Origin of the sequence: Candidatus Microbacterium colombiense (assembly GCA_029203165.1) — a bacterium.
Taxonomy (GTDB): domain Bacteria; phylum Actinomycetota; class Actinomycetes; order Actinomycetales; family Microbacteriaceae; genus Microbacterium; species Microbacterium colombiense.
Genome location: CP119308.1, coordinates 626,839 through 650,363 on the forward strand (window position 1 = coordinate 626,839; position 23,525 = coordinate 650,363).

Sequence of the window (23,525 nt, forward strand, 5' to 3'; positions counted from 1 at the left end):
CGGGTCGCGCGCGGGGTCAGAGGGCGGTGTAGCCGCCGTCGACCAGGTGGTAGCTGCCGGTGATGAAGCTCGCAGCGTCGCTGGCGAGGAAGGCGATGAGGTTCGCGACCTCGTCGGCCTGTCCGAGGCGTCCGATCGGGTGCTTGCTCACGAGGAAGCTCTTGGCGTCCTCGCCCATGTTCGCCAGCAACGGGGTGTCGATGAAGCCGGGGCCGACCGAGTTCACGCGCACGCCCTGTGCCGAGTACTCCAGCGCGGCGGACTTCGTCATTCCGACCACGCCGTGCTTGGCCGTGACGTAGGCGGGGGAGTTCGCGAAGCCGACGCTGCCGAGGATCGAAGCGATGTTCACGACCGACCCGCCGCCGTTCGCAAGGATCGAGGGGATCTGCGCTTTCATGTTGCGGAAGACGGCGTTGAGGTTGATCGCGATGACCTTGTCCCAGGCCCCGTCGTCGTACTCGGCGGTGGGGGCGGATGCTCCGCCGATGCCGGCATTGTTGACGCCGATGCGCAGCGGGGCGAGGGTGTTCGCGAGCTCGACGGACGAGGCGATCCAGTCCCTGTCGGTCGCGTCTCCCACGGATGCCTCGGCGATGCCGCCGGCGGCGCGGATCTCGTCGACGACCGCGTTCGCGTGCTCCGCGTTCAGGTCGTTCACGACGACGGAGGCGCCGTTGCGGGCGAGCAGGAGGGCGGTCGAGCGTCCGATTCCGCTGCCCGCTCCCGTCACGATCGCTGAGCGGTTCGAGACGTCGTACTGAGCCACGAGTGACTCCACTTCCGGGCGGGCGCGGTGCCGGGAGATCTTCTCGGACGGTCCGTCCTTCTCTCCAGCCTACGCCCGGAATCGGGTGATGGATTCACGTGAATGAAATTTCGAAGGCCTTGTCGACCGTGCGGGATGCAGGGAGAAAGAGTGGATGCCGGGCGGATGCGCGCGTTTCTCCCGGCATCCGTCACTTCTCCCTGCAGGGCGAGCAGGTTTTCCAACACGTAGGGCTTGACACTGCATCCGCTCGGGCATAACGTACAACCAAATGGTTTCACAAAGAGAACTGAGCGAAGCGGAGGTCGACCGTGTGTTCCACGCATTGGCGACGTCGACCCGGCGCGACATCCTGCGTCGGACGATCGAGCGGGAGCAGTCCGTCTCGACCCTCGCCTCCGAATACGAGATGTCGTTCGCCGCGGTGCAGAAGCACGTCGCCGTGCTCGAGGCCGCGAACCTCATCGTCAAGCGCGCCGAGGGACGCGAGCGGCTCGTCCGCGCGAACCCCGAGATGATCGCCCGCGCCAGGGCGCTCCTCGCCCGATACGAAGAGCTGTGGCGGTCGCGCATCGCCCGACTCGACGACCTGCTGGCCGAGCCCGCGGGCCCCACCGACAACAACACCGACACCTCACGAATCGAACAAGGAGACTGACAATGCCTGTCACCGACGTCATCACCGATGCCGAGAACCTGACCATGACCGTGGTCGCCGACCTGGCTGCACCGATCGAACGGGTCTGGGCCGCGTACACCGACCCGCAGCAGCTCGAGCGTTTCTGGGGTCCTCCCGGATGGCCGGCCACCTTCACCAAGTGGGACCACACGGTCGGGGGCCATGCGAACTACACGATGAACGGACCCCGCGGCGAGAAGGCGTCGGGAACGTGGGAGTTCCTGCGCATCGACGCTCCGCACACCTTCGAGGTGCTCGACGCGTTCGCCGACGACGAGGGCACGCCCGACGAGAACCTGCCCTCGATGCGCATGGTCTTCACCTTCGAGTCGACCGCCGATGGCACGCGCATGGTCACCACCAGCTACTTCGCCTCGGCTGACGCACTCGAGCAGGTCGTCTCGATGGGCGCCGTCGAGGGCACCAAGATGGCGATGTCGCAGCTCGACGCCGTGCTGCAGGACCTCCGCGACTACGCCCAGGGCAAGGGCACGCGGGTCGAGCTGATCGACGACGTGCACGTGCGCATCACGCGTCTGGTCGAAGGGCCGCGCGAGCTGGTCTGGCGTGCGCACAACGAGCCTGAGCTCATGAAGCAGTGGCTGCTCGGACCCGACGGCTGGGTGATGACCGACTGCGTCGTCGCCGCCGAGGTGGGCCAGTCGTACCGCACGTCGTGGGCGCCGGTCGGCGACACCGAGGGGCAGCCGTTCGGATTCGAGGGCGAAGCGCTGTTGATCGACGCTCCTCGTCGGTCGGTGCAGACCGAGCGGATGATCGGGATGCCGATCGAGACGCTCAACGACCTCAACCTGTATGAAGAGGACGGCGCGACCCTCATCACGTTGTACATCGAGTACCCCGACAAGGACACGCGCGACATGATCCTCGCCACCGGCATGGCCGACGGCATGGAGACGTCGTACGCCCGCCTCGAGCGCGAGCTGCTCGCCGTCTGAGCTCGTTCATAACTCCTCAGAAACCGGCCGATTCGGCTCGAATCGGCCGGTTTCTGCGTCTGTCGGCCTCGATTTTGAGGAGTTATGAACGGCGGAGCGCGGTGACCTCGACCGAGCGGGACGCTCGCCGGCCACCCGTCCGGGATAAAGTGGCGGAACGATGAGGATCACTCGCCGCACTCTGCTTCTGGGCGCCGGCGCCGGCGCTGTCTCGGTGCTGCTCGCGTCGTGCACCCCGGAGCCCGCTCCGCGCCCCACACCCACTCCCACCCCCACGCGCGACCCGGATCCGGGCGACGGGGTGCCGGCACCGGCCGGGTTCGTGCGCAGCGCCTGGACCACCGATCCGTTCTCGCACGGGGCCGTCAGCTTCGCCCCCGCCGGGGTGCTGGCGGGCGCCCGCACCGCGCTGGCCACTCCGGTCGCGGACCGGCTGTTCTTCGCCGGCGAAGCCACCGATGACGAGGCGCCCGGAACGATGCGCGGTGCGATCGGCTCGGGCGAACGCGTGGTCGACGAAGTCCGTGAACAGGCCGAACGGGGCGAGCGTGTGGCCGTGATCGGCGCGGGTCTCGCCGGCGCGACCGCAGCCGCGGGGCTGGTGGATGCCGGCATGGAGGTCACGGTCTTCGAGGCGCGTGACCGTGTCGGCGGACGTGTGCTCTCGAAGTCGGATGACTCCTGGCCGATGCCCGTGCAACTGGGTGCCTGGCTCTTCGGAGAGGCGGATGCCGATCTGATCGACCGCCTCCGCATGCGTGACGTGGGGGTCGTCGATCTCGCCGGCGCGCTCTGGCAGTCGCCCGACGCCGAGACCGAGCCGGTCAGCGAGAAGCCGCTCCAGGCCGCGATCGACGCCGCCCAGGCCGCGCCCGAGGACTCGACACTCGCCGACGCCGTGACCGCGGCGGGCGGCGACCTGGAGGATCCGGCGACCGCGGCGCTGCTGGCCTTCCTCGCCACGCGCTCCGGAGCCGACGCCGATCAGATCTCCAGCTGGTTCCCGCCCTCGCTCGCCACGGGCGATCAGATGGCCGCGCGCGACAGCCTGGTGCCGTTCGTCGAGCAGGCGCTCGACGGGGTGCGGGTCGGCCTGTCGTCTCCGGTCAGCAGGCTCTCGTACGACGACAGCGGGGTGGGGCTCCGGCTCGGCACGGGCGAGGCGTTGTCGTTCGACCGCGTGGTCGTGACCGTGCCGCTCGGCGTGCTGCAGCAGCAGGGGATCGAGTTCGACCCTCCGCTCCCGTTCGGCAACCGCGGCGCGATCACCTCGCTCGGTGTGGGTTTCATCGAGGCTATCTGGCTGCGATTCGACGAGCCGTTCGGAGAGTCGGATGCCGCGATCTGGCACACGGTCGGCGGTGATGCGATGATCCGCACCTGGATCAACCTGCGTCCGGCGACCGGGGAGAACGTGCTGGTCGGGATCGTCGGAGGCGCGGCGGCGGAGGAGTTCGCAGCACTCGACGACGATGACGCGCTGACCGCCGCGCTCACCTCGCTCCGCGTCTACGCCTAGGGCGCGGCTGACAACAGGACGAGATCGGTGGACGGCCCGGTCGCGTGTGTCAGCGGAATTCCCGGGCGCGACGGGGCCGGCGGGTCTGCGCGCCGGTCCCGATGGCGAACGTGAGCAGCGCTGCCGTCCAGCAGATCACGAGGGAGCCGAGGATGAGCGCGGCGACCACCATCTCGCGGTCGTAGGCCGAGACATCATCTCGGCGTGATTGGACCTGGCCGTACACAAGCCACACGACGGTGAGCCCGGGGCCGGCGACCATGAGTCCGGTCACCCAGCGGCTCACTGTCCGGGAGAGGGATCCGCGGCGCGCGGCGGCCGCTGCGGCCTTGGATACGCCGATCACCACCAGCGCGCCGATTGTGATCAGCGCTGCGAGCACGATGAACATGTCCATGGTTCGGAAGTCTATGCGCGACGCTGCGCCTGACTAACGCCGGGCGGTCGCACCGGACAGGGCGTGCTCCCTGACGGGGTCGACCTCCGGCGTCGACGTGGGCTCGTCGAGCTGCAACCGCTTCGGCACGGGCATCCGACTGATCAGCACGAGTGCCGTGGCGACCACCGCGAAGGTCGCGAGGGCGATGCCGGATGACGCGAGGAACTCGGTCGGTCCACTCACCTGTCGCGGATCGAGGAAGTAGTACGGGTACCAGCCGATCAGGGGGCCGCGGATCATCGTGAACGCACCCCACACCAGGGGGTAGATGAGCGTCGCGGGGATCACCCGCCACGGCACCGACCGGTGTCCCGGCGCGAGCGCCCAGGCGATCACGGTGCACGCCGGCAGCCAGAAGTGCAGCACCTGATCGGACCACGGCACATCGATGCGGATGCCGCGTAGGCCGGCCTGCCAGACGAGCACCGCGAAGACGAGTCCGGCCGTGATCGTCCAGGTCAGCACCATCGCCAGCGCGACCGTGAGCCAGCGCGGGTCCCGGTCGCGCCGGAGGGCGATGATTCCGCCGATGCTCAGCAGCACGACGAAGACGATGTTGGACTGATTCGTCAGGTACGCGAAGAAGTTCTGACTGGCGATCGTGAACGAGGCCAGCCCCCAGGCGAGTCGATGGATGAGGGCGACCAGGCACAGCGCGGCCGCACTCAGCCGGAGCAGGCCGAAGACGGTACGCGCCTTCACCGCTGCGTCGCCGCCGTCCATGCCATCAATCGAGTCTACGGACGCGCGAGGGGTGGCTCTGTCAGCGTCTCCGAGCCGGCGCCTCCGAGTCGGCGTCTCCGCGTCGGCGTCGAGGACTGCGCGTCGACCAGAGAGCGAGCCCGATCAGCACCGGCTGGAAGAACAGTCGCACGAAGCGCTTCATGTCGGTGTCGAGTCCGAAGGCGTCGCGGTGGTGCATCCACTGAGCGATATTGCCGGGGAAGACGGCGACGAAGAACAGAGCCGCGGCGACGCCGACGAGCGGGCGGTGTCTCCGCGCGACCAGCAGTGCCGACCCCAGGGCGAGCTCGACCGCGCCGGATGCCACGACCGTCACATCGGGATCGAGCGGCAACCACTCCGGGACCTGCGCCTGAAACTCATCGCGCGCGAAGGTGAGGTGTGAGATACCCGCGAAGACGAGGAACGACCCCAGGAAGACACGGCCGATCGTGCGAGCGACGGAAGACATGGTGCGAGTGTACGCGCGGGTCAGATCGAACAGGTCAGATCAGTCGGCGGAGCGCTTCGACCAGCGAGACGCCCTGAGCCTCGGCGCGATCGCGCAGGCGGGCATGCTCCTCGCCCGACAGGGCGAGCCGGAGCTCGATGGGATCGGCGGCCGGAGCGTCCAGACCGTCGAGCAGGTCGGAAGCGTCGGCCCAGAGTGGCGCCGCCGGTGTCGGCGCGGCCGTGGGGGCTGCGGGCTCGGTATCTGCGGGCTCGGAGAAGGCGAGGGGGACGGATGCCGCAGCCGACGTGCTCGATCCCGTCTCGCGCGTGAAGCCGGGCCCGCGGCGGGGCTCCTGCTTCTGCTGATAGGCGCGTGCCGCGGCGTTCGCCCGCTCGTCGGCGGCCTCGTTCAGGTCGTCACCCGCGTGGCCCTTGACCCACGAGAACTCGACGGTGCGGCCGCGCATCGCCTCGTCGATCCCCTCGAGCAGGTCGCGGTTGAGCACGGGGCCGCCGTCGGACTTGCGCCATCCGCGGCGCTTCCAGCCCGGCATCCATTTGGTGACGGAGTCGATCACGTAGCGGCTGTCGCACCAGATGTGCAGCTTCTCGTCGGAGCCGGCCGTCGCCTTCAGCAGCTCGAGCACGGCCTGCAGCTCGCCCTGATTGTTGGTGCCGTGCGGGGAACCGCCCGCTCCCCAGTTATCGTCGTCGATGTACCAGGCCCAGCCGTTGGGGCCGGGGTTGCCCAGGGCGGAGCCGTCTGCGGCGGCGGTGATCGTCATCCCTCAACCGTAGCCGCGGGTGACGACGTGACCCGACGCCGGCCCATCCCGATCAGGCTTCGGGCTCGTCCTCCGGCTCGCGATTCTCGATCGAGACGGCCGCGGGAGGCGGGGGAGCGACCGGGAACACGATGGAGCTCACCGAGGCGCCCAACCCGAGCGCCATCGGATCGACGGCGGGGATCGCGTCGAGCACGTCGGAATCCTCGCGCTCGAGAGGCTCGGACGGAAGCCCGGCCCACTGGTTCTCTTCGTCCTCGGGGCGGTGCTGGAACAATCCCATACCACCCATTGTCCTCCGTCCGACCCGAGAATTCACCTGCGCCGCGAGACGCACCTCTCGCCGCGAGACACGCCTTTCGCCGCGAGACATCACGTCTGCCGCGGTGTCTTGCGCGGGAAGTGGTGTCTCGCGCGGGAAGTGGCGCCTCGCGCGGGAAGTGGTGTCTCGCGCGGGAAGTGGCGCCTCGCGGCAGGGAACGCGCGCGGGCTCAGCCAGCAGGATGCGACGCGTCGCGCACGGCCTGAACCAGGGTGAGCCAGGGGCCTGCGAGTTGAGAGTCGGGCAGCTCGCGTTCGCGGCGCTCGGCGGGTGTGCGCACGCGGATGCTCCAGACGAAGCGGTCCGCGCCGGCGGCGGCATCCGTGTCGTCATCCCAGGGGCAGCTCTCGATCAGTGCGATCCACTCGGGCACCTGGGACGGCTCCGCCTCGACCCGCCAGCGACGACTGATGCCGGCGACGCCCCCGGAGCGCACCACCGCGATGACGACCTGGTGCTCGGCCGGCGCGTGCTCGTCACTCGGTGGAAGGGACTCGCTCATGGTCATAGACTCCCACGGCGGTCCACGCGCGTCGAGCCGCCGCCCCCGTGCCCTCGTCGACGGCGCTCGCCGCAGCGACCGTGGCATCGGCGAACTCGGTGAACGTCGCCGTACTCGACAGGCCGCCCGTGAGCGCGCGGTACCAGACGAGTCCCGCGTGCTCCCAGGCGTTGCCGCCGAGGTCGATCGCGAACAGGGCGAACGCTCGGTTCGGGATGCCGGAGTTGATGTGCACGCCACCGTTGTCTTCCGTCGTGCGCACGAAGCCGCTCATGTGGGCGGGCTGCGGATCCTTGCCGAGCTCATCGTCGTCGTACGCGGTGCCAGGCTCGATCATCGAGCGGAGCGCGACGCCCTGCACGGCATCCGTGAAGATCTCGGAGCCGATCAGCCAGGTCGCCTGGTCTGCCGTCTGCCCGAGCAGGTACTGCTCGGTGAGGGCGCCGAAGACATCGGCGATCGACTCGTTCAGTGCGCCGGGCTGGCCCTGGTACTCGAGGTTCGCGGTGTGCTGCACGACGCCGTGCGCCAGCTCGTGACCGATGACCGTGGTCGATGCCGTGAAGTGCTGGAACACCTCGCCGTCGCCGTCGCCGAACACCATGCGCTCGCCATCCCAGAACGCGTTGTCGTAGTCGACGCCGTAGTGCACGGTCGCGTCGAGAGGAGCACCGGCATCGTCGAGCGAGTTGCGGCCGAATGCCGAGAGCAGCAGTTCGAACGTCGCGCCGAGCCCGTCGAACGCCTGGTTCGCTGCCTCGTCGTCGACCGGCCCGTCGTCTTCGCCGCGCACCAGCGCGCCGGGGAGCGTCTGCGTGTTGCCCGCATCGCTGACGGTGCGGTTCGGCGCATCGGACAGCTGTGCCACGAGATCGCCGTTCTCGTTGATCGACAGGTCGATGCGCGCGCGGAACGGCGGGCGACCCGCGGTGAGGGTCTGGCGGGCGGCGGCCGCGGCCTTGGGGAAGCGGCCCGACTCGGCCAGACGCGCGAGCAGGTAGGAGGGGACGACACCGTGACTCTCGACCGCTGCTGAGCTGCTCATGGTGCGACCCTACGCCGGGCCTCGGACCTTCGGCGAGGACGCGCGCGGCTCTCCTTCCACCACGACACTGAACTTGAGATTGAGAATCGTTATCAATAAGGTGAGAGTCCTATGGACACCCCCTCCTCTCTCGGCCGGACAATCCGGACAGCCGGTCTGCTCGCCTCGCTCCTCGTCCTCAGTGGATGCGCCGCGGCACCGAACGCCACGGCACCGAGCGCCGCGCCTGCACCGAGCCCGACGGCATCCGCCGCATCCGATGGCCATGGGGTCGATGGGGGATCCGCCTCCGAGGTCTCGTCGCCCGCGTCGGCTCTGATCATCGGCGACGAGAACGGCGGGATCACCCTCCTCGATCTCGCCACCGAAACCCGCGAGAGCCTGCGCGCCGGAGAGGGGGATGCCGACAGCATCCAGAGCGACGGCCGATTCGTCTACGTGACCCACGCCGACCGCGCCGCCGTCGATGTGATCGACACCGCCCGCTGGACCGTCCCGCACGGCGACCACACGCACTCCTTCCGCGGCGAGCCCCGCCTCGTCGGCACCCTCGCGGGCGACGGCGACCTCGTTGTCACGGCCGGTGAACAGCGCGCCGCCCTGCAGTTCCCCGGGGAGTTCCTCGTCATCTCCCACGAAGAGCTCGCCCACGAAGAGCTCACCCCCGAAGCCGACGCCCTCGCCGAGATCGAGCGCCGCCCGTCCGACGCCACCGGCCCGATCGTGCCCTTCGCCGACCATCTCCTCATCCCCACCGCCGACACCAGCATCGAGATCGCGGATGCCGACGGCGCCCCGCTCTCCGGCGAAGGGATGCCCTGCACCGACGTCACGGATGCCGACGTCACCCGTGTCGGGGTCGTGTTCGCCTGCGCCGAGGGCGCCGTGCTGTTCACGCGCGAGGTCGGCGGCGCCGTCGTGGGTGAGAGCATCCCCACCCCGCATGGGGCGCCGGCGCCCACGCAGCTGAGCGGCCGTGCCGATCGTCCCGACCTCGCCGGGATCGCCGGTGACCGGGGTGCATGGCTGCTCGACGTGCGCGCCCGCGCCTGGACGCTGCTGCCATCCGACGTGCCGCTCGTCGCGGCGGTCGCGATCGGCGACGACGAGAGCCGCACGATCGTGCTCGACTCCGAAGGGCGGGTGCGGATTCTCGACCCCACCGGAGAGGTGCTCGTCCGCACGGAGCCCCTGCTCGCGGCATCCGTCGCCGACCCGTCGACCCGCGAGCGGGTGCGGCTGATCGTCGACGCCCAGCACGTCTACGTCTCCGACCCCGCATCCGGCGCGGTGTACGAGCTCGACCACCGCGACTCCCTCCACATCACCCGAACCTTCGCCGACCTCGACCCCTGGTTCCTGCAACTGGTCGGCTGACCGCCACCGACGGATCCCTCCGTCGCGCGCACCCGCGCACCCCCTGAGAAAGAGAGGACACCCATGTCCCGACCTGCCCGCACCCGCCTCGCGATCGGCGCCGTCGGCGCGCTGGCCGCGGTGGCGCTCGCCGGATGCGCCACCGCAGCCCCGGCATCCGACAGCAGCGCGCCCGCCGAGCCCTCGCACGAGAGCGACACCCGCGTGGCCATCAGCTACGACGGCGGCATCCTGGTGCTCGACGGAGAGACTCTCGACACCGTCGACCGGGTCGAACTCGGCGGCTTCCTGCGTGTGAACAGCGCCGGCGATCACGACGGCCACGTGTTCGTCACCGCCGAAGACGGCTTCCATCTGCTCGACACCGGGCTCGCCACCGACACCGTCGAGCTCACGGGCGAGGTGTTCGAGGCGGTCGCGGCCGGGCACGTCACCCCGCACGGCGGACGCACGGCACTGTTCGACGACGGCACGGGAGACATCCGCGTGTTCGACACGGATGCGGTCGGCGCCGGCACGCTTCCCGAGGTCGACACGATCACCTCGGAGGCCGCCCACCACGGCGTCGCGGTCGAGCTCACCGACGGCACCACGCTCGCGACCATCGGCACAGCAGACGCGCGCACCGGTGTGCGCCTGCTGGCCCAGGACGGCAGCGAGATCGCCCGCAACGAGCAGTGCCCCAGCGTGCACGGCGAGGGCGCGCTGAAGGGTGAGGCCGTGATGTTCGGATGCGAGGACGGCGTGCTGCTCTTCGCCGACGGCGCCTTCACCAAGCTCGACGCCCCCGACGCATACGGTCGCACGGGCAACGCCTACGTGACCGACACCAGCGCGATCGCGGTGGGCGACTACAACGCCGACCCCGACTCCGAGGGCTACCTGCTGTCGCAGCTGGCGCTGATCGACACCGACGCGCAGAAGCTCTCGGTCGTCGACCTGCCGGCCGGCGTGCAGTACACGTGGCGCGGCGTCGGTCGCAGTGCGCACGACGACATCATCGTGCTCGGCTCGGACGGCACGCTGAACGTGCTCGACGAGACGGGCGCACCGCAGGAGTCGTGGAAGGTCATCGCCCCGTGGGAGAGCCCGACCGAATGGCAGCAGCCGCACCCGGGCCTGCGCGTGGTCGGCGACCTCGCGTACGTCACGGAACCCGCGGCGAACCGCATCCTGGCCGTCGATCTGCACAGCGGCGAGGTGTCGGCCGAGGCGACGCTCGACATCGTGCCGAACGAGTTCACCGTGGTGGGCGCCGCGGGTCACTGACGCGGCGTCACTCTGAACCGACGCCGAGTGCACGGGTTCGCGCTGAGTGCACGGGTTCCTCACGCGGGGAACCCGTGCACTCGATCGGATGCCGTGCACTCGGCGTCGCGGCGGGCGCGCGGCGGGCGTCCGTCAGTCCAGGTGGATGTTGAGCACCGTGGTGCGCATGCCGTCGGACTCGTACTGCACCGGCATTCCCGGGTGGGCGAGTGAGAACCAGAACACCCCGTCCTCGGTGTCATAGCGGCGGCAGGTGAGGGTGCCGAGGGGCGTGGTGAGCGACACTGTCGACACGCTCGTCGTGTCGGCGTCGAACGCGGCGTGCCCCTGCAACTCGGCCCAGGTGACGCGGTGTGAGACCACTGCCTTCGGGTCCGCGGCGGCCCAGCGCTCGAGGGTGGCGCCCTCGGCATCCGTATCGCTGAAGCGGTTGACATGCTCGCCGAGCGGTCCGTCCGGCCCCTCCAGCAGCAGTCGGATGGTCTTGCCGGAGCCCGTCGCCTCGCGGATCTCGTCGGCGGAGAACGGCGTCGGGAGCAGCCCGGGGCCGAGCAGATACGGGTCGGGGGTGTCCATCCCGTCATTCTCCATCACAACCCCGCGCACGTCACGAGACGGTCTCGAACCGAGCCGCCGTCAACCAGGATCTTGACACTCTTGCGTTCTGTATACAGAATACGAGGTAGCCCTGAGGGGCATTCCCGACGATCTTCCAATGATGAAAGAGGTAGCGAGATGGCACGTGCGAACGTGACGCGGTATCTGGCACTGGGTGCCGCCGGCGCTCTGACCCTGGGGCTCGCCGCATGCAGCGGCGGTGGCGGTGGAGGCGGCGTCGACGCCGACGGCAACGCGACGGTCATCTGGTCCACCTGGGGCACGGCCGACGAGCTGACCCGGTACGAGGAGTTCAACAAGGACTTCATGAAGCGGCACCCCGACATCAAGGTCAAGCTGCAGCCCGTCGCGAGCTACGGCGACTACCACTCCAAGCTGCTGGCTCAGCTCACCAGCAACACCGCTCCCGACGTGTTCTACGTCGGTGACGACATGATCGGCCAGTTCGTCGACTCGAACCGACTGATGCCGCTCAGCGACCTGATGGAATCCGACGCGAGCCAGACGAAGAAGGACGACTTCTTCCCCGGCCTGTTCGGCGCGGCCGAGGAGGACGGCGAGGTCTACGCGGCCCCCAACGACTCCAACCCCGATGTGTTCTGGTACGACAAGCAGGCGCTCGCCGCTGCCGGCATCACCGATGACCCCGCCACCCTCGCCGAGAACGGCGAGTGGACCACCGACAAGTTCCTCGAGATGAACGCCCAGCTCCACGACGCCGGCCTGACTGGAACGATGTACTGGAACTACTGGGCCACGCACTGGAGCTGGCTCTCCTCGCAGGGCCTGCCCGCTCCGTACGACGAGTCCGACGCCTTCACCGCGAACACGGATGCCGACACCGTCGCGTCGGTGCAGGAGCTCGGCGATCTGTTCCAGGACGGCACCTTCGTGGTCGCCGATACGCTGCCGGACGGCGCGGGTGCCGACAGCATCTTCGTGACCCACAAGGCGGGGTTCTTCGTGCAGGGCCGCTACACGATCGGCACGGTCAAGGCCACGGGTGAGGAGGACAGCTACGACATCGTGCGCTGGCCGACGCCCGACGGCGAACCGGCTCCCACCGGCGTCGCCACCTCCTTCCTCGCCATCAACGGCAAGACCAAGGTCGAGGATGCGGCCTTCACCTTCTGGACCGAGTTCCTCTCAGCAGAGGGTCAGACCTTCCGACTCGAAGGGGGAGGCAACGCGGTCCCCTCGATCAAGGGCGCCGACGACGTCGTGCTCGAAGGCGGCTACCCGGTGCACGCGCAGACCTTCCTCGACATGCGCGACATCGGCTTCACCAACTACCCCGCCGAGGCGCGGGTGCCGGGCCTCCCCGTCGCGATCTCCGAGGAGTTCCAGAAGCTCTACGAGGGCAAGACCGACGCGCAGGCGACGCTCGACACGATCGCCAAGGTGGTCAAGGAACGGTCGGAGAAGTAGGAGTGACCACGCTCACCGAGAACGGACGGATGCCGCAGGCGACCCCTGCGGCATCCGCCCCGCCCCTGCGCAAAGAGGCCGCGTGGCGTCGTCGGGACCGGGCCTGGGGGTACGTCTTCGTCGCTCCTCAGCTGCTCGGCATGGCACTGTTCGTCGTGCTGCCGTTCGCCGCCAGCCTGGTGCTGGCCTTTGCGGAGTGGGACGGCCTGGGCGAGCTCACCTGGGTGGGTCTGGCGAACTTCGCCGACCAGCTGCAGGACCCGCTGCTCGGCCGCTCGATCATCAACACGCTCCTCATCGCGCTGATCACGGTGCCGATCGGCCTCACGCTCTCGGTCATCGTGGCGGTCGCGCTCGAGAAGCTGAAGACCCGCACGCTCTACCTGATCCTGTTCTTCGCCCCGGTGGTCACCTCGACCGTCGCGGTCGCGATGATCTGGCAGCAGATGTTCCGCGCCGACGGCCTGCTCTCCACGACCATCTCGAAGGTGTTCGGCGTCACTCCCCCGGACTGGCTGCAGGACCCCAAGCTCGCGCTCCTCGCGGTCTGCATCGTGACGATCTGGTCGTCCATGGGGTTGAACGTGGTGATCTTCCTCGCCGGTCTGCAGAACATCTCTCCCTCGGTGATCGAGGCCGCACGCATCGACGGCGCCGGGGCGGTGCGGCTGTTCACCAGCATCCGGCTGCCGCTGCTGTCGCCGATCGTGTTCTTCTCCTCGGTGATCGCGTTCATCTCGTCGCTGCAGACCTTCGACACGGTCTACGTGCTCGTCTCCGGTGGTGGGCCCGACAACGCGACCCGCACGATCGTCTATCACATCTTCGATCTGGGCTTCGGGCGCTTCGAGTTCGGGTTGTCGAGTGCGGCCAGCATCATCCTGCTCGCACTGACGCTCGTCATCACGGCGATCCAGTTCGGCGCCCAGAAGAAGTTCGTCCACTACGAGGATGACCCGGCATGACGCTCCAGACCACTCCGCTCGGCGGCCCAGCCGCCCCCGCGACCGACTCGACCGTCGCCCTCACCGCCCCGGGCTATCGCCAGCGCGGCCGGGGAGGACCGGGAGCCGGGCGCGCTCGCCGCAGGCTCGGATCCACCACCCTGCACGTGCTGCTCATCGTCGGCGGCATCTCGATGGTGTTCCCGTTCATCTGGATGCTGCTGACCTCGTTCAAGACCCTGCCGCAGCTGCTCAAGAACCCGCTGGAGTTCCTGCCCAATCCCTGGACCGTCGACAACTACGTCGATGCCTGGAACGCGGTGCCGTTCGCGCAGGCGTACCTCAACAGCGCGTACATCGCGGTGCTGGTGGTGGTCGGCACGCTGATCACCGCATCCATGGCGGGCTACGCCTTCGCGCGCATCCGGTTCCGGGGCAGCAAGGTGCTGTTCATCGTGTTCCTGGCCACGCAGATGATCCCGGCGCAGGTCACACTCATCCCCTTCTATCTGCTCATGTCGCAGCTGGGATGGGTCGACTCGCATCTCGCGCTGATCGTGCCCGGCATGATCGCGAACCCGTTCGCGGTGTTCCTGATGCGCCAGTTCGTGTTGGCGCTGCCGCGCGAGCTGGAGGAGGCCGCGCTGGTCGACGGCGCCGGCCGTTGGCGCATCTTCTGGAGCATCGTGCTGCCCAACCTCAAGCCCGGGCTCGCGGCACTCAGCATCATCACGACGCTCGGTGTCTGGAATGCGTTCCTGTTCCCGCTGGTGCTGTTGAACACCCCCGACCTGTTCACGGTGCCGCTGCTGCTGACCTCGTTCCAGGGGCAGTTCGGCTCCATCAACTACGGACTCGTGATGGCGGCCTCCGCGATCGCGACCGTGCCGATGCTGATCGTGTTCGTGATCGGCCAGCGCAAGATCCTGAACAGCATGGCCGCGTCGGGTCTGGGAGGACGGTGACATGACGGATGCCACCATGCTGGCCTCTCTTGCCGGACGCCACCTCGACCTGATCACCGCCCCGTTCACGCTGCCCCGCTCGCGTGTGCTGGTGTTGCGCGCGGAAGGCGGGGACGGCGTGCGCGTGCACACCTCGGAGTACGAACGCCGGCTCTCGGAGTGCAGCGTGCTCGACGAGCTGACGGTGGTGGATGCCGACGGCGTCGTTCTCCCGGTGACCGCGGTGCTGCCCGGGCGGGTGACCTTCGGCGGTCGCGTGACGCTGAGCTTCGCCGACCCCGCGGCGCTGAGCATCGGCTCCTCGACACGCTCAGGGGGCGGCCTCGAGCCGCGGATCCGACTGCGGTATCCGGATCGGCGCGTGGAGGAGCATCCGCTGGGTGACGGCATCCGGTTGCGGGTCGCGGCCGACCGGACGGTGACCGTCGAACCGGGCGATCACACAGCGGACCTCGCGGCGACCGAGCAGGTCTGGTCCGAGTGGTTCGCGAAGTGTCCGATCGTGCGGGACGACCTGCAGGAGATGGCGGCGTTCTGCTGGTGGGTGCTCGGCGCGAACATCGTGGAGCTGCCGGCGCTCGCCGGTGCCAGGGCCATCGTCCCCTCGAAGATCGGCTACGTGGGACTCTGGCAGTGGGATGCCTATTTCATCGCGGTCGGCCTGCGCCACGGCGATCCCGAACTGGCGCGCGAGCAGCTCGACCTCGCGTTCCGGTTCCCACAGCCCGACGGGCAGCTGCCCGATGTCGTGCACGAGCTCGGGGTGCTGGCCACGAGCGACGACCTTCCCGAGAGCGACCGCGCGAACCTGCGCAGAGCCGGGTCACAGATCGCCGACCCGAGTGCGCCGGTGCCACTGACCAAGCCTCCGCTCGCGGCCTGGGCGCTGCGAAAGGTGCTCGCGGTGCAGGACGACCCCGAGTACGCGCGCACCCAGCTCGCCCGCGTCATCCGCTCGCAGGACTGGTGGTTCGCGGGCAGTGACCTCGATCATGACGGGATGCCGGAGTACGGGCATCCCTACTCCTCCGGCCTCGACGACAGCCCGATCTTCGACGGTCCGCTGCCGACCGCTGCCCCCGACCTCGGCGCGTACCTGGTGCGCCAGGACCGGGAGATCGCCGACCTCCTGCGCCGCTACGAGCCCGCGGCCGACGTCGCGCGGTTCGAGGAGCGGGCGGCGTCGACGCAGCAGCTGCTGCTCGGGATGTGGGATGCCGAACGCGGCCGCTTCCTGGCGCACGGCGGGGGTGAGCCGCAGCTGAGCGACACGGTCGTGGGGCTCGTGCCCCTGCTCACCGGCACCCTGCCCGAGGCGATCGCCGCCGCACTGCGCCAGGCCGTCGACGACCCCCAGCGGTTCGCGTTGCCGTGGGGACTGCCGACCGTCGCGGCATCCGACCCCGACTTCTCGGACGAGCGGATGTGGCGGGGGCCGATCTGGGTCAACACCAGCATGCTCGTCGCGGAGGGGCTCGAGGCCTCGGGTTACCCGGAGCGGGCCCGCGCGCTGCGCGAGCAGACGGTCGCGCTCGTGATCCACGGCGGCGGTCCGCACGAGTACTACAACCCGCACACCGGTCGGAAGGCCCGCACCGCGACGACCGCGTTCGGCTGGTCGGCGGCGCTGTTCATCGACCTGGCCGTCACGCTGAGCGCCTGACGGCCGGGCGCGGTCAGGCGAGGTCGGGCCGTGCCTCGGCGCTGCGGCGACGAGCGACTCGCCCCGCGCGCATCAGTGATCAGGCCGAGGTCGAGGCGTAGTGAAACGGCGAGTCGAATGTGGTGAAACGGCGAAACAAGTGCGGTGAAACGGCGAGTTGCGGGTGGTGAAACGGCGAGAAGTTGATGGCGGAATGGCGATCCAGTGCATAGTCTGGTCGCATGGACAATGCCGCTCTCGTTCCTCGGCTCGTCGCTCCTCGCATTGTGGAGGCGCTGGCCGATACGCGAATCGTCGTGATCCAGGGGGCTCGGCAGGTCGGCAAGTCGACGCTCGCGGGGCAGGTGCTCGCTGGCAGGCCGGCGGTCTCCGTCACTTTGGATGATGTGGCCTCGCTCGATTTCGCTCACACCGATCCCGCGGGCTTCGTCGAGCAAGCGCCGAACGCGACGCTGATGATCGATGAGCTGCAGCGCGCCCCGGAGCTCGTCGTCGCGCTCAAGGCCTCCGTGGACAGGGACAAGCGGCCCGGACGATTCCTCGTCACCGGTTCGGCGAATCTCCTGGATCTCTCGTCGACCCATGAATCGCCGGCGGGTCGAGCAGAGCACATCGACCTCTATCCGTTGAGTCAACGCGAGGTCGGCTCCGCATCAGGTTCGTTCATCGATCTCGCGTTCGAACCGAAACTCCTTGCTCATCACGCCAGCGACCTCGTTCGCAGCGATTACATCGACCGCGCGGTTCGAGGCGGGTATCCGGAAGCGCTGCAGCGTTCCTCGGGCCGTCGGCGTGAGGCCTGGTATCAGGCCTACGTCTCCCAGATCGTGAGGCGCGACGCTCCCGACATCTCCGGTCTTCAGAGGATCGCCGACCTTCCGCGTCTCCTGCGGCTCATCGCCGGGCGGATGGGAAGCACGATGGTCTGGTCCTCGCTCGCGGCGGAAGCGGCGATTCCGAGGAGAACGCTCGATCCCTACATCGCGCTCCTCGAGACGCTCTACCTCACTCATACCCTTCCCGCGTGGGCGGTCAACCTCACGTCTCGTGAGGTGAAGCAGCCCAAGGTCTTCCCCGTCGATTCGGGATTGGCTGCCGGCCTTCTGGGAACCTCGCCGACCGTGTTGGGCCCGGGGGCACCACTCTCGGGTGCGATGCTCGAGTGTTTCGTGGTGGGGGAACTACGACGCCAGCAGACGTGGGCCGATCAGCGAACCGCCCTGCATCATTACCGCGACAGCCGTGGGGTGGAGGTCGACGTGATACTGGAAACTCCCGACGGACGTGTCGTCGGCGTCGAGGTGAAAGCCGCATCGACCGTTCGCGCCAAGGATGCGGCGGGCCTCAGCATGCTGCGGGATCGACTCGGCGACAGATTCGTTGCAGGGTATGTCCTCCATACCGGACCGTCGGCCGTCGCGGTCGGTGAGCGCATCACCGCAGTGCCGATGGACTCGCTCTGGGCTGCATGAAGGCCAGAACGATGACCGCCTCACCGCGTATCCGCGCTCTCGCTGCCATCCTGCTCGTCCTCGTCGGCAGCGCATCGCTCTCGGGATGTCTGCAGGAGACACCGATCGTGTCCGATCACAGCAATCCGACGACGAACATGACGCTCGATGAGCAACGAGACTGGGTGGAGACGCAGCTCGATGCAGGAGTGGCTGCGACCGGCATCTCAGAGGGCTGGTACTGGCATCCGACCTCCAGGATTCCGTGGCTGGACAACGGAGCGGAGCGGGAACAGATCAAACGCTCCTGGCTCCCACGCGACTGCAGTGGGTCGGGCGCTCGGCTCACTCAAAACGTGAACATCACACGGGATGAGGGAGGTGTTGAGAACCCTGCGGAGGTGGGTGTCAAGGTGCGGGCATTCTGGGAGTCTCAAGGGTGGACGGTGATCGATCTCTACCCCGATGCTTCTGCGGAGAACCCCAAGTTCCGCATCGAAGGGGAAGACGGTGCGCAGATGGGGTTCCAGGCCAGCCGTGACGGGGTTTCGTTCAGCGTGGCCTCCGCGTGCTCCGTCAACAGCTCTGTGACGAACTGGGGGCTCCATGAAGAGATCGCGGCGGAGAGAGATGCGTCGCATGTGACGAAGGAGGAGGTGGTGGCGGCGTTCGACGCTGCTTCGGTGCGGGCGGCCGGCGCGTTCGGGCAGACCGATCCGATCCTGCCACCCGTTTCCGCGGCCAAGTGCGAGACGTTGGAGGGGCTCACGGGAGTGAACTATTCCCGTGAGGTCACCGTGGTGCGTCCGGATGAGCCCACGGACGAAGCTCTTGCCCGCATTCGCGAGGCGTTCAGTGAAGACGTGTATCTCCACCGGGCAGGAGTCACGGACGGTGGTGACGGGGCCGGGCGGAGCGTGAGCATGACACCGATCGTCGGATACTCGATGCCCATCGAACACGTGACCGTGAGTGTTCTCGAGGATGATCTCACAGCCAACATCGTCGTGAGCAGCGTGTGCGTGGTGGCATCGGACCCCGGATAGAAGAGGTCCCGGGGCTCTCGATCCGGCCGGAGTCGCCGGAAGAGCTCAGGCCGTGAAGTACGAGCTGGTGGCGTTGTCGAGGATGCGCTGCATGCCGTGCATCCAGTTGAGCTTGAGGGCGACGACCGCGGCGGGGATGTCGCCGGCGGCGAGCTGCTTCGCGATCTCGGCATGCTCGGCGGCGACGCGCTCGACCTTCACGTCTTCCGGCACCAGTAGCGACTCGTACCGGTGGAACGAGCTGCGCACGCTCTCGATCACGGCGAGCAGCCGGGTGTTCGGGCAGGCGGAGAGCATGAGGGCGTGCCACTCGTCATCCTTGGTGATGACCAGCTGGTGCTCGACGAGCTCGTCGGCGAAGGCCTCGGCCATCTCGTGCAGCTGCGCGCCGATGCGCTGCAGCTCCTCGGGAGGACTCAGCTCGAGCGCCAGGCTCTCGAGGGCGGCCATGACCGGCGCGAGGTCGCGGAATTCAGAGGCGCTGAGAGGCACGAACCGGAAGCCCTTGCCGTTCTCCGCTCTCGATCTGCCCCTCGGACTCCAGGGCGATGAGGGCTTCGCGCAGCGGGGTGCGGCTGCACGCCGAGCTCGGTCGCGAGCTGCACCTCGTTGATGCCCTCGCCGGGCGCGCACGTCGCCTGGCGCGCATGCGCGCCATGCAGCTCCTCGCGCACCTGCGACCGCAGGTTCTTGCGCTCGATCGCCATGTGACCTCCTGGTCGGTTCGTGCGTGGCCGCCCGGCCGGCCGGCGTCGCCAGCCTATGGGCTTGACCCGCCGCGAGGAGCGGCGACCTTAGCGTGGCTGTATACAGAATACAGTCGACGGTTGCCCGGTGTAATGCGCCAGCGCGCGGCGGCACCCCATGTGCACCACCCCAGAGACGAGCCTCCGTGCCCGTACCGCAAGGTGACCAGTGACCTGACCACCTCGCCGTCGGACCGTCCGCCTCGACGCCCTCGCCTACGGCGGCGACTACAACCCCGACCAGTGGCCGGAGGAGCGTCTGGGCATGAGGACATGCCGCCTCATGCGTCGAGGCCGGGCGTCAACCTGGTCACTCTGCCCGATCTTCTCCTGGCCGCTGCTCGAGCCGCGTGAGCCCGGCGTCTTCGACTGCGGCCGGCCTCGACCGCGTCCTCGACCTGCTCTGGGATGCACGGCATCGCGATCGACCTCGCCACCGCCACCGCCACGCCCGCCGTCATGGCTGCTGCGCGCGCACCCCGAGATGTGCTGCCCTGGGACGCCGACGGCCTCCGCCTCGAGTTCGGCTCGAGGCAGACCTACTGCCCCTCGTCGCCGGTCTGGCGAGAGAACGTAGCCCGGATGACCCGCGCCATGGCCGACCGCTACGGCACCCACCCGGGGCTGGCGATGTGGCATATCTCGAACGAGTACGGCGATCACACCTCGCGCTGCTGGTGCCCCGAGTCCGCGCGGCACTTCCGCCGCTGGCTGCAACACCGCTACGGCGACCTCGACGGTCTCAATGAGGCCTGGGGTGTCAACGTGTGGGGCCAGCGCTACACCTCGTGGGATCACATCGAGACGCCGAAGAAGGCGCCGGGTCCGGTGAACCCCACCAAGCTGCTCGACTTCGAACGCTTCTCGTCGGATGCGTTGCTCGAGCTGTTCCAGATCGAGATCGACGTGCTGCGTGAGGTCACCCCCGACATCGCCGTGACCACGAACTTCATGAGCATGTTCCGCGACCTCGACTACTGGGACTTCGCGGCGGTGGAGGATGTCGTCACCGATGACGCCTACCCCGAACCCGCCGATCCGACCGCGCACGTCGGTGCCGCGCTCAACTACGGGCTCATGCGCTCACTCAAGGGCGGACAGCCCGTGGCTGCTGCTGGAGTCCTCGGCGAGCGCGACCAGCTGGCGCGACGTCAACGTGCCCAAGCCGCCGGGCAAGATCCGCGTCGAGCAGCCTGCAGGCCGTCGCCCACGGCTCGGACGCGGTGATGTTCTTCCAGTGGCGCCAGGCCAGGTACGGCCAGGAGAAGTTCCACTCCTCGATGCTCGGCCACCGCGGCGAGCGCTCGCGGCAGCTTCCAGGAGACCAAGGCGTTCGGGCCTCGAGCTGAAGAAGCTGGAGCCCGTTCGGGGCACCCGGGTGCGTTCGCGGGTGGCCCTCGTCGTGGACTGGGATTCGTGGTGGGGCACCAGCGCGGTCGAGTCGCTGCCCTCCGCAGCGGCTCCAGTGGGCGACGCAGGCGCGCGCCTGGCACCGCGCCGCTGTACACGCTCGGGCAGCCGGTCGATGCGGTGCGGGCGGTCGGACCTTTCGACGCGTACCGACGTCGTCGTGGTGCCGAACCTGTACCATCGTCGAGCAACCGCAGGCCGACGCGCTCGCCGCGTTCGTGGAGCGCGGCGGGCCACCTGGTGGTCGGCCCATTCTCGGGCGTCGTGGATGCCACTGAGAAGGTGCACGACGGTGGAGCGCCAGGGGTGCTGCGCGATCTGCTCGGCATCGAGGTCGATGAGCAGTGGCCGATCGCCGATGGCCTCACCGAGCGCGATCGACTACGCCGGCGAGCGCTCTCGTGCGTGCCGAGCTGGAGTGAATGGCTCGAGCGTCGACGCCGATGTCGAGGTGCGCGCGCACGTACGCCGGCGGGGAGTTGGACGGCCGTCCCGCCGTGACCCGCCGACCCGTCCGGCACAGGATCGGCCTGGTACCTCAGCGCCGGTCTCGACAGCGACGGGATGCGCGCCGTGCTCTCCGAGGCTGTTCGCCGCCGCGGGGTGCCCGTCCCCGCCTCCACCGAGCGCGACACCGACCTCGAGGTCGTCACCCGCACCGACGGCGCCACCGACTACACGTTCGTCCTCAACCACGGGCGCCGCACGCTCACGGCTCCGCGCATCCCGGGCGGACGCGACCTGCTCACCGACGCCGATCGCCGACGCCGCGGGCCTGCCCCTCGGGCCCTTCGGCGTCGCCGTCTCGCCCACCCCGCCCCCCAGAACCATGGTCCGGCTTCATGACGCCGCACCCTCCTCCCGACTCCGCACACCACCGACCGCGAGGCCACCATGACCCAACCATTCGTCCACCCGTACGTGCCGAACACGGCGCCGGCATCCCGCAGGCGATGCTCGACGCCGTCGGCGCCGAGTCCGTCGACGGACGAGTTCTACGCCGACGTGCCGGACTCGACCTCCGCCTCGGCCGGCCCGCTCGACCTGCCGGCGCCGCTCGTCGCCGAGCAGGACCTGGCCCGCCACGTCGCGCGGCCTGCTGGCGCCGCAACCGCCGGTCGAGCCCAGGCGCGGCTGAGCTTCCTCGGCGCCGGCGTCGTACCACCACGCCGTGCCCGCCGTCGTCGACGAGGTCATCGGACCGCAGCGAGTTCCTGACCGCGTACGCCGGTGAGCCCTATGAGGACCACGGCCGCTTCCAGGCGCTGTTCCAGTACCAGTCGCTGATGGCCGAGCTGCTGGCGATGGATGTCGTGAACGTACCGACCTACGACGGCTACCAGGCGACCGCGACCGGACTCACGATGTCGGGCCGTATGACCGGACGCTCGCGCGTGCTGGTGGTGAGCGATGTGCTGCCCGCGAAGCTCTCGAAGGTGCACGACTACATCCGCGCGCATCTGACACTCGAGCACGTGCCGACGCTCGACGGCACTACGGATGTCGCCGCGGTGACCTCTGCCCTGTCGGATGACGTGGCCGCGGTGTGGATCGAGACGCCCAGTGCGACCGGCGCCGTTGAGGCCGCGCTGCAGCAGATCGCGGATGCCGCGCACGCGGCCGGCGCCGTCGTCGTGGTCGGCACGGACCCGATCGGCTACGGCATCCTGACGCCTCCCGCGCTGTCCGGCGCCGACATCGTCACGGGCGACATCCAGTCCCTCGGGCTGCACCAGTGGTTCGGCGGCGCGCATGGCGGCTTCATCGCGGTGCACGACGATCCGCGTTTCGTGATGGAGATGCCCTCGCGCCTGTTCGGCCTCGCGACCACCGACGTGCCCGGTGAGTACGGATTCGGCGACGTCGCCTACGACCGCACCTCCTTCGCGCACCGGGAAGAGGGGAAGGAGTGGGTCGGCACAGCGGCCGCGCTGTGGGGCATCGCCGCCGGCGTGTACCTGTCGCTGATGGGACCGGCCGGAATGGCAGAGCTCGGCGAAGTGCTCCTGGCCCGCACCCGCTACGCGCAGCAGGCGCTCGCCGCGATCGACGGCGTCTCGCTCGACGACGAGGCCGTGCACCTGCGCGAGTTCACCGTGACCCTGCCGATCGCGGCATCCGTCGTCGTCGACGCGCTCCGCGCACAGGGCATCGAGCCCGGCGTGGTCGTCGGAGAGCACCGACTGCTGGTGTGCGTCACCGAGCTCACCTCCCAGGCCGACATCGACCGGCTGGCCGGCGCGCTCGCCGCGGTCACGGCATCCGCATCCCTCGAGATTGTGAAGGACCAGAAGTGAGTCTCCCCGTCGCCCCGAAGCCGGTACTGCGCCGGTTCCAGCAGGCTCGCTGGGACGAGCCGATCATCTTCGAGCTGACCACGCCCGGTGAGCGCGGCGTGCTGGTCTCGCAGGTC

26 protein-coding genes and 1 pseudogene are annotated in these 23,525 nt (G+C 68.9%); 17 read left to right on the top strand and 10 right to left on the bottom strand.

Annotated elements, in window-relative coordinates; translation table 11 throughout:
• Window positions 1-16 precede the first annotated feature (16 nt).
• Window positions 17-769, bottom strand: a complete 753-nt coding sequence (locus tag P0Y60_03050) for an SDR family NAD(P)-dependent oxidoreductase (protein ID WEK61756.1) — start codon at window positions 767-769, stop codon at window positions 17-19.
• A 271-nt stretch (window positions 770-1,040) separates the two neighbouring features.
• Between P0Y60_03050 and P0Y60_03055 the strand changes: the two genes are divergently transcribed.
• The 3 genes from P0Y60_03055 to P0Y60_03065 all read left to right on the top strand — a co-directional run bounded on the left by P0Y60_03055 (window position 1,041) and on the right by P0Y60_03065 (window position 3,926).
• Window positions 1,041-1,427 (top strand): metalloregulator ArsR/SmtB family transcription factor, encoded by a 387-nt coding sequence (locus P0Y60_03055; protein WEK61757.1) that lies wholly within the window; start codon window positions 1,041-1,043, stop codon window positions 1,425-1,427.
• A gap of 2 nt (window positions 1,428-1,429) precedes the next feature.
• Window positions 1,430-2,407, top strand: coding sequence for an SRPBCC family protein (locus P0Y60_03060; protein WEK61758.1), 978 nt, complete (start codon window positions 1,430-1,432; stop codon window positions 2,405-2,407).
• Between the two features lie 160 nt (window positions 2,408-2,567).
• Entirely contained in the window at window positions 2,568-3,926 is a 1,359-nt protein-coding gene (locus P0Y60_03065; protein ID WEK61759.1) for an FAD-dependent oxidoreductase, read from the top strand.
• A 49-nt stretch (window positions 3,927-3,975) separates the two neighbouring features.
• Here P0Y60_03065 and P0Y60_03070 read toward each other — a convergent pair whose 3' ends face one another.
• The 7 genes and pseudogenes from P0Y60_03070 to P0Y60_03100 form a co-directional block, all read right to left on the bottom strand.
• Window positions 3,976-4,323: a hypothetical protein gene (locus P0Y60_03070; protein ID WEK61760.1), complete on the bottom strand. Its 348-nt coding sequence runs from the start codon at window positions 4,321-4,323 to the stop codon at window positions 3,976-3,978.
• A gap of 33 nt (window positions 4,324-4,356) precedes the next feature.
• The gene (locus P0Y60_03075; GenBank protein WEK61761.1) at window positions 4,357-5,088 is read right to left on the bottom strand and encodes a Pr6Pr family membrane protein; all 732 of its coding nucleotides are present in this window, start codon (window positions 5,086-5,088) and stop codon (window positions 4,357-4,359) included.
• Window positions 5,089-5,128: 40 nt separating this feature from the next.
• Window positions 5,129-5,560 (bottom strand): DoxX family membrane protein, encoded by a 432-nt coding sequence (locus P0Y60_03080; GenBank protein WEK61762.1) that lies wholly within the window; start codon window positions 5,558-5,560, stop codon window positions 5,129-5,131.
• 310 nt (window positions 5,561-5,870) lie between these two features.
• Window positions 5,871-6,326: pseudogene (locus P0Y60_03085) on the bottom strand (ribonuclease HI).
• A gap of 52 nt (window positions 6,327-6,378) precedes the next feature.
• Window positions 6,379-6,609 (bottom strand): hypothetical protein, encoded by a 231-nt coding sequence (locus P0Y60_03090; GenBank protein ID WEK61763.1) that lies wholly within the window; start codon window positions 6,607-6,609, stop codon window positions 6,379-6,381.
• 208 nt (window positions 6,610-6,817) lie between these two features.
• Window positions 6,818-7,150: a hypothetical protein gene (locus tag P0Y60_03095; GenBank protein ID WEK61764.1), complete on the bottom strand. Its 333-nt coding sequence runs from the start codon at window positions 7,148-7,150 to the stop codon at window positions 6,818-6,820.
• Window positions 7,125-8,195, bottom strand: a complete 1,071-nt coding sequence (locus P0Y60_03100) for a M4 family metallopeptidase (GenBank protein ID WEK61765.1) — start codon at window positions 8,193-8,195, stop codon at window positions 7,125-7,127. Before P0Y60_03100 ends, P0Y60_03095 begins: the two co-directional genes overlap by 26 nt.
• A 111-nt stretch (window positions 8,196-8,306) precedes the next feature.
• Here P0Y60_03100 and P0Y60_03105 point away from each other — a divergent pair, with 111 nt between their 5' ends.
• Window positions 8,307-9,572 (top strand): hypothetical protein, encoded by a 1,266-nt coding sequence (locus P0Y60_03105; protein WEK61766.1) that lies wholly within the window; start codon window positions 8,307-8,309, stop codon window positions 9,570-9,572.
• A gap of 63 nt (window positions 9,573-9,635) precedes the next feature.
• The gene (locus tag P0Y60_03110; GenBank protein WEK61767.1) at window positions 9,636-10,841 is read left to right on the top strand and encodes a hypothetical protein; all 1,206 of its coding nucleotides are present in this window, start codon (window positions 9,636-9,638) and stop codon (window positions 10,839-10,841) included.
• A 132-nt stretch (window positions 10,842-10,973) separates the two neighbouring features.
• Here the strand turns inward: P0Y60_03110 and P0Y60_03115 are convergent, their stop codons facing one another.
• Complete coding sequence (locus P0Y60_03115; GenBank protein ID WEK61768.1) at window positions 10,974-11,417, bottom strand: hypothetical protein; 444 nt, start codon at window positions 11,415-11,417, stop codon at window positions 10,974-10,976.
• Window positions 11,418-11,576: 159 nt separating this feature from the next.
• On the opposite strand from P0Y60_03115, the gene P0Y60_03120 reads away from it, so the two are divergent.
• From P0Y60_03120 to P0Y60_03145, 6 genes are all read left to right on the top strand, one after another.
• Window positions 11,577-12,887, top strand: a complete 1,311-nt coding sequence (locus P0Y60_03120) for a sugar ABC transporter substrate-binding protein (GenBank protein ID WEK61769.1) — start codon at window positions 11,577-11,579, stop codon at window positions 12,885-12,887.
• Between the two features lie 2 nt (window positions 12,888-12,889).
• Complete coding sequence (locus tag P0Y60_03125; protein WEK61770.1) at window positions 12,890-13,852, top strand: sugar ABC transporter permease; 963 nt, start codon at window positions 12,890-12,892, stop codon at window positions 13,850-13,852.
• Window positions 13,849-14,796: a carbohydrate ABC transporter permease gene (locus tag P0Y60_03130; protein WEK61771.1), complete on the top strand. Its 948-nt coding sequence runs from the start codon at window positions 13,849-13,851 to the stop codon at window positions 14,794-14,796. Before P0Y60_03125 ends, P0Y60_03130 begins: the two co-directional genes overlap by 4 nt.
• 1 nt (window position 14,797) lies before the next feature.
• Window positions 14,798-16,459: a hypothetical protein gene (locus tag P0Y60_03135; protein WEK61772.1), complete on the top strand. Its 1,662-nt coding sequence runs from the start codon at window positions 14,798-14,800 to the stop codon at window positions 16,457-16,459.
• A gap of 221 nt (window positions 16,460-16,680) precedes the next feature.
• Window positions 16,681-17,931, top strand: coding sequence for an ATP-binding protein (locus P0Y60_03140; protein ID WEK61773.1), 1,251 nt, complete (start codon window positions 16,681-16,683; stop codon window positions 17,929-17,931).
• 137 nt (window positions 17,932-18,068) lie between these two features.
• Window positions 18,069-18,956: a hypothetical protein gene (locus P0Y60_03145; GenBank protein ID WEK61774.1), complete on the top strand. Its 888-nt coding sequence runs from the start codon at window positions 18,069-18,071 to the stop codon at window positions 18,954-18,956.
• Window positions 18,957-19,001: 45 nt separating this feature from the next.
• Here the strand turns inward: P0Y60_03145 and P0Y60_03150 are convergent, their stop codons facing one another.
• Window positions 19,002-19,448, bottom strand: coding sequence for an FCD domain-containing protein (locus P0Y60_03150; GenBank protein ID WEK61775.1), 447 nt, complete (start codon window positions 19,446-19,448; stop codon window positions 19,002-19,004).
• A 662-nt stretch (window positions 19,449-20,110) separates the two neighbouring features.
• Here P0Y60_03150 and P0Y60_03155 point away from each other — a divergent pair.
• The 6 genes from P0Y60_03155 (at window position 20,111) to P0Y60_03180 (ending at window position 23,409) form a co-directional block, all read left to right on the top strand.
• Complete coding sequence (locus P0Y60_03155) at window positions 20,111-20,929, top strand: beta-galactosidase (protein WEK61776.1); 819 nt, start codon at window positions 20,111-20,113, stop codon at window positions 20,927-20,929.
• Window positions 20,929-21,051 (top strand): beta-galactosidase, encoded by a 123-nt coding sequence (locus P0Y60_03160; GenBank protein WEK61777.1) that lies wholly within the window; start codon window positions 20,929-20,931, stop codon window positions 21,049-21,051. Before P0Y60_03155 ends, P0Y60_03160 begins: the two co-directional genes overlap by 1 nt.
• Window positions 21,052-21,376: 325 nt before the next feature.
• Complete coding sequence (locus P0Y60_03165; protein WEK61778.1) at window positions 21,377-21,613, top strand: hypothetical protein; 237 nt, start codon at window positions 21,377-21,379, stop codon at window positions 21,611-21,613.
• Between the two features lie 63 nt (window positions 21,614-21,676).
• Window positions 21,677-21,958 carry a Beta-galactosidase C-terminal domain gene (locus P0Y60_03170; protein WEK61779.1) on the top strand — a complete coding sequence of 94 codons (282 nt, stop codon included), beginning with the start codon at window positions 21,677-21,679 and terminating at the stop codon, window positions 21,956-21,958.
• Window positions 21,959-22,006: 48 nt separating this feature from the next.
• Window positions 22,007-22,330, top strand: coding sequence for a hypothetical protein (locus tag P0Y60_03175; GenBank protein WEK62944.1), 324 nt, complete (start codon window positions 22,007-22,009; stop codon window positions 22,328-22,330).
• A complete protein-coding gene (locus P0Y60_03180; GenBank protein ID WEK62850.1) occupies window positions 22,327-23,409 on the top strand; it encodes a PLP-dependent transferase in 1,083 nt (360 codons plus the stop codon). The genes P0Y60_03175 and P0Y60_03180 overlap by 4 nt, the downstream gene beginning before the upstream one ends.
• Window positions 23,410-23,525 lie beyond the last annotated feature (116 nt).

What these genes read in the sequence shown, in the direction of transcription:
- P0Y60_03130 (WEK61771.1), top strand. Translation starts at nt 13,849, where the DNA reads ATGACGCTCCAGACCACTCCGCTCGGCGGCCCAGCCGCCCCCGCGACC.
- P0Y60_03170 (WEK61779.1), top strand. Translation starts at nt 21,677, where the DNA reads ATGCGCGCCGTGCTCTCCGAGGCTGTTCGCCGCCGCGGGGTGCCCGTC.
- P0Y60_03100 (WEK61765.1), bottom strand. Translation starts at nt 8,195, where the DNA reads ATGAGCAGCTCAGCAGCGGTCGAGAGTCACGGTGTCGTCCCCTCCTAC.
- P0Y60_03090 (WEK61763.1), bottom strand. Translation starts at nt 6,609, where the DNA reads ATGGGATTGTTCCAGCACCGCCCCGAGGACGAAGAGAACCAGTGGGCC.
- P0Y60_03120 (WEK61769.1), top strand. Translation starts at nt 11,577, where the DNA reads ATGGCACGTGCGAACGTGACGCGGTATCTGGCACTGGGTGCCGCCGGC.
- P0Y60_03105 (WEK61766.1), top strand. Translation starts at nt 8,307, where the DNA reads ATGGACACCCCCTCCTCTCTCGGCCGGACAATCCGGACAGCCGGTCTG.
- P0Y60_03075 (WEK61761.1), bottom strand. Translation starts at nt 5,088, where the DNA reads ATGGACGGCGGCGACGCAGCGGTGAAGGCGCGTACCGTCTTCGGCCTG.
- P0Y60_03055 (WEK61757.1), top strand. Translation starts at nt 1,041, where the DNA reads ATGGTTTCACAAAGAGAACTGAGCGAAGCGGAGGTCGACCGTGTGTTC.
- P0Y60_03065 (WEK61759.1), top strand. Translation starts at nt 2,568, where the DNA reads ATGAGGATCACTCGCCGCACTCTGCTTCTGGGCGCCGGCGCCGGCGCT.
- P0Y60_03060 (WEK61758.1), top strand. Translation starts at nt 1,430, where the DNA reads ATGCCTGTCACCGACGTCATCACCGATGCCGAGAACCTGACCATGACC.
- P0Y60_03080 (WEK61762.1), bottom strand. Translation starts at nt 5,560, where the DNA reads ATGTCTTCCGTCGCTCGCACGATCGGCCGTGTCTTCCTGGGGTCGTTC.
- P0Y60_03115 (WEK61768.1), bottom strand. Translation starts at nt 11,417, where the DNA reads ATGGACACCCCCGACCCGTATCTGCTCGGCCCCGGGCTGCTCCCGACG.
- P0Y60_03140 (WEK61773.1), top strand. Translation starts at nt 16,681, where the DNA reads ATGGACAATGCCGCTCTCGTTCCTCGGCTCGTCGCTCCTCGCATTGTG.
- P0Y60_03155 (WEK61776.1), top strand. Translation starts at nt 20,111, where the DNA reads ATGCACGGCATCGCGATCGACCTCGCCACCGCCACCGCCACGCCCGCC.
- P0Y60_03070 (WEK61760.1), bottom strand. Translation starts at nt 4,323, where the DNA reads ATGGACATGTTCATCGTGCTCGCAGCGCTGATCACAATCGGCGCGCTG.
- P0Y60_03135 (WEK61772.1), top strand. Translation starts at nt 14,798, where the DNA reads ATGACGGATGCCACCATGCTGGCCTCTCTTGCCGGACGCCACCTCGAC.
- P0Y60_03160 (WEK61777.1), top strand. Translation starts at nt 20,929, where the DNA reads ATGTTCTTCCAGTGGCGCCAGGCCAGGTACGGCCAGGAGAAGTTCCAC.
- P0Y60_03175 (WEK62944.1), top strand. Translation starts at nt 22,007, where the DNA reads ATGACCCAACCATTCGTCCACCCGTACGTGCCGAACACGGCGCCGGCA.
- P0Y60_03145 (WEK61774.1), top strand. Translation starts at nt 18,069, where the DNA reads ATGACGCTCGATGAGCAACGAGACTGGGTGGAGACGCAGCTCGATGCA.
- P0Y60_03095 (WEK61764.1), bottom strand. Translation starts at nt 7,150, where the DNA reads ATGAGCGAGTCCCTTCCACCGAGTGACGAGCACGCGCCGGCCGAGCAC.
- P0Y60_03110 (WEK61767.1), top strand. Translation starts at nt 9,636, where the DNA reads ATGTCCCGACCTGCCCGCACCCGCCTCGCGATCGGCGCCGTCGGCGCG.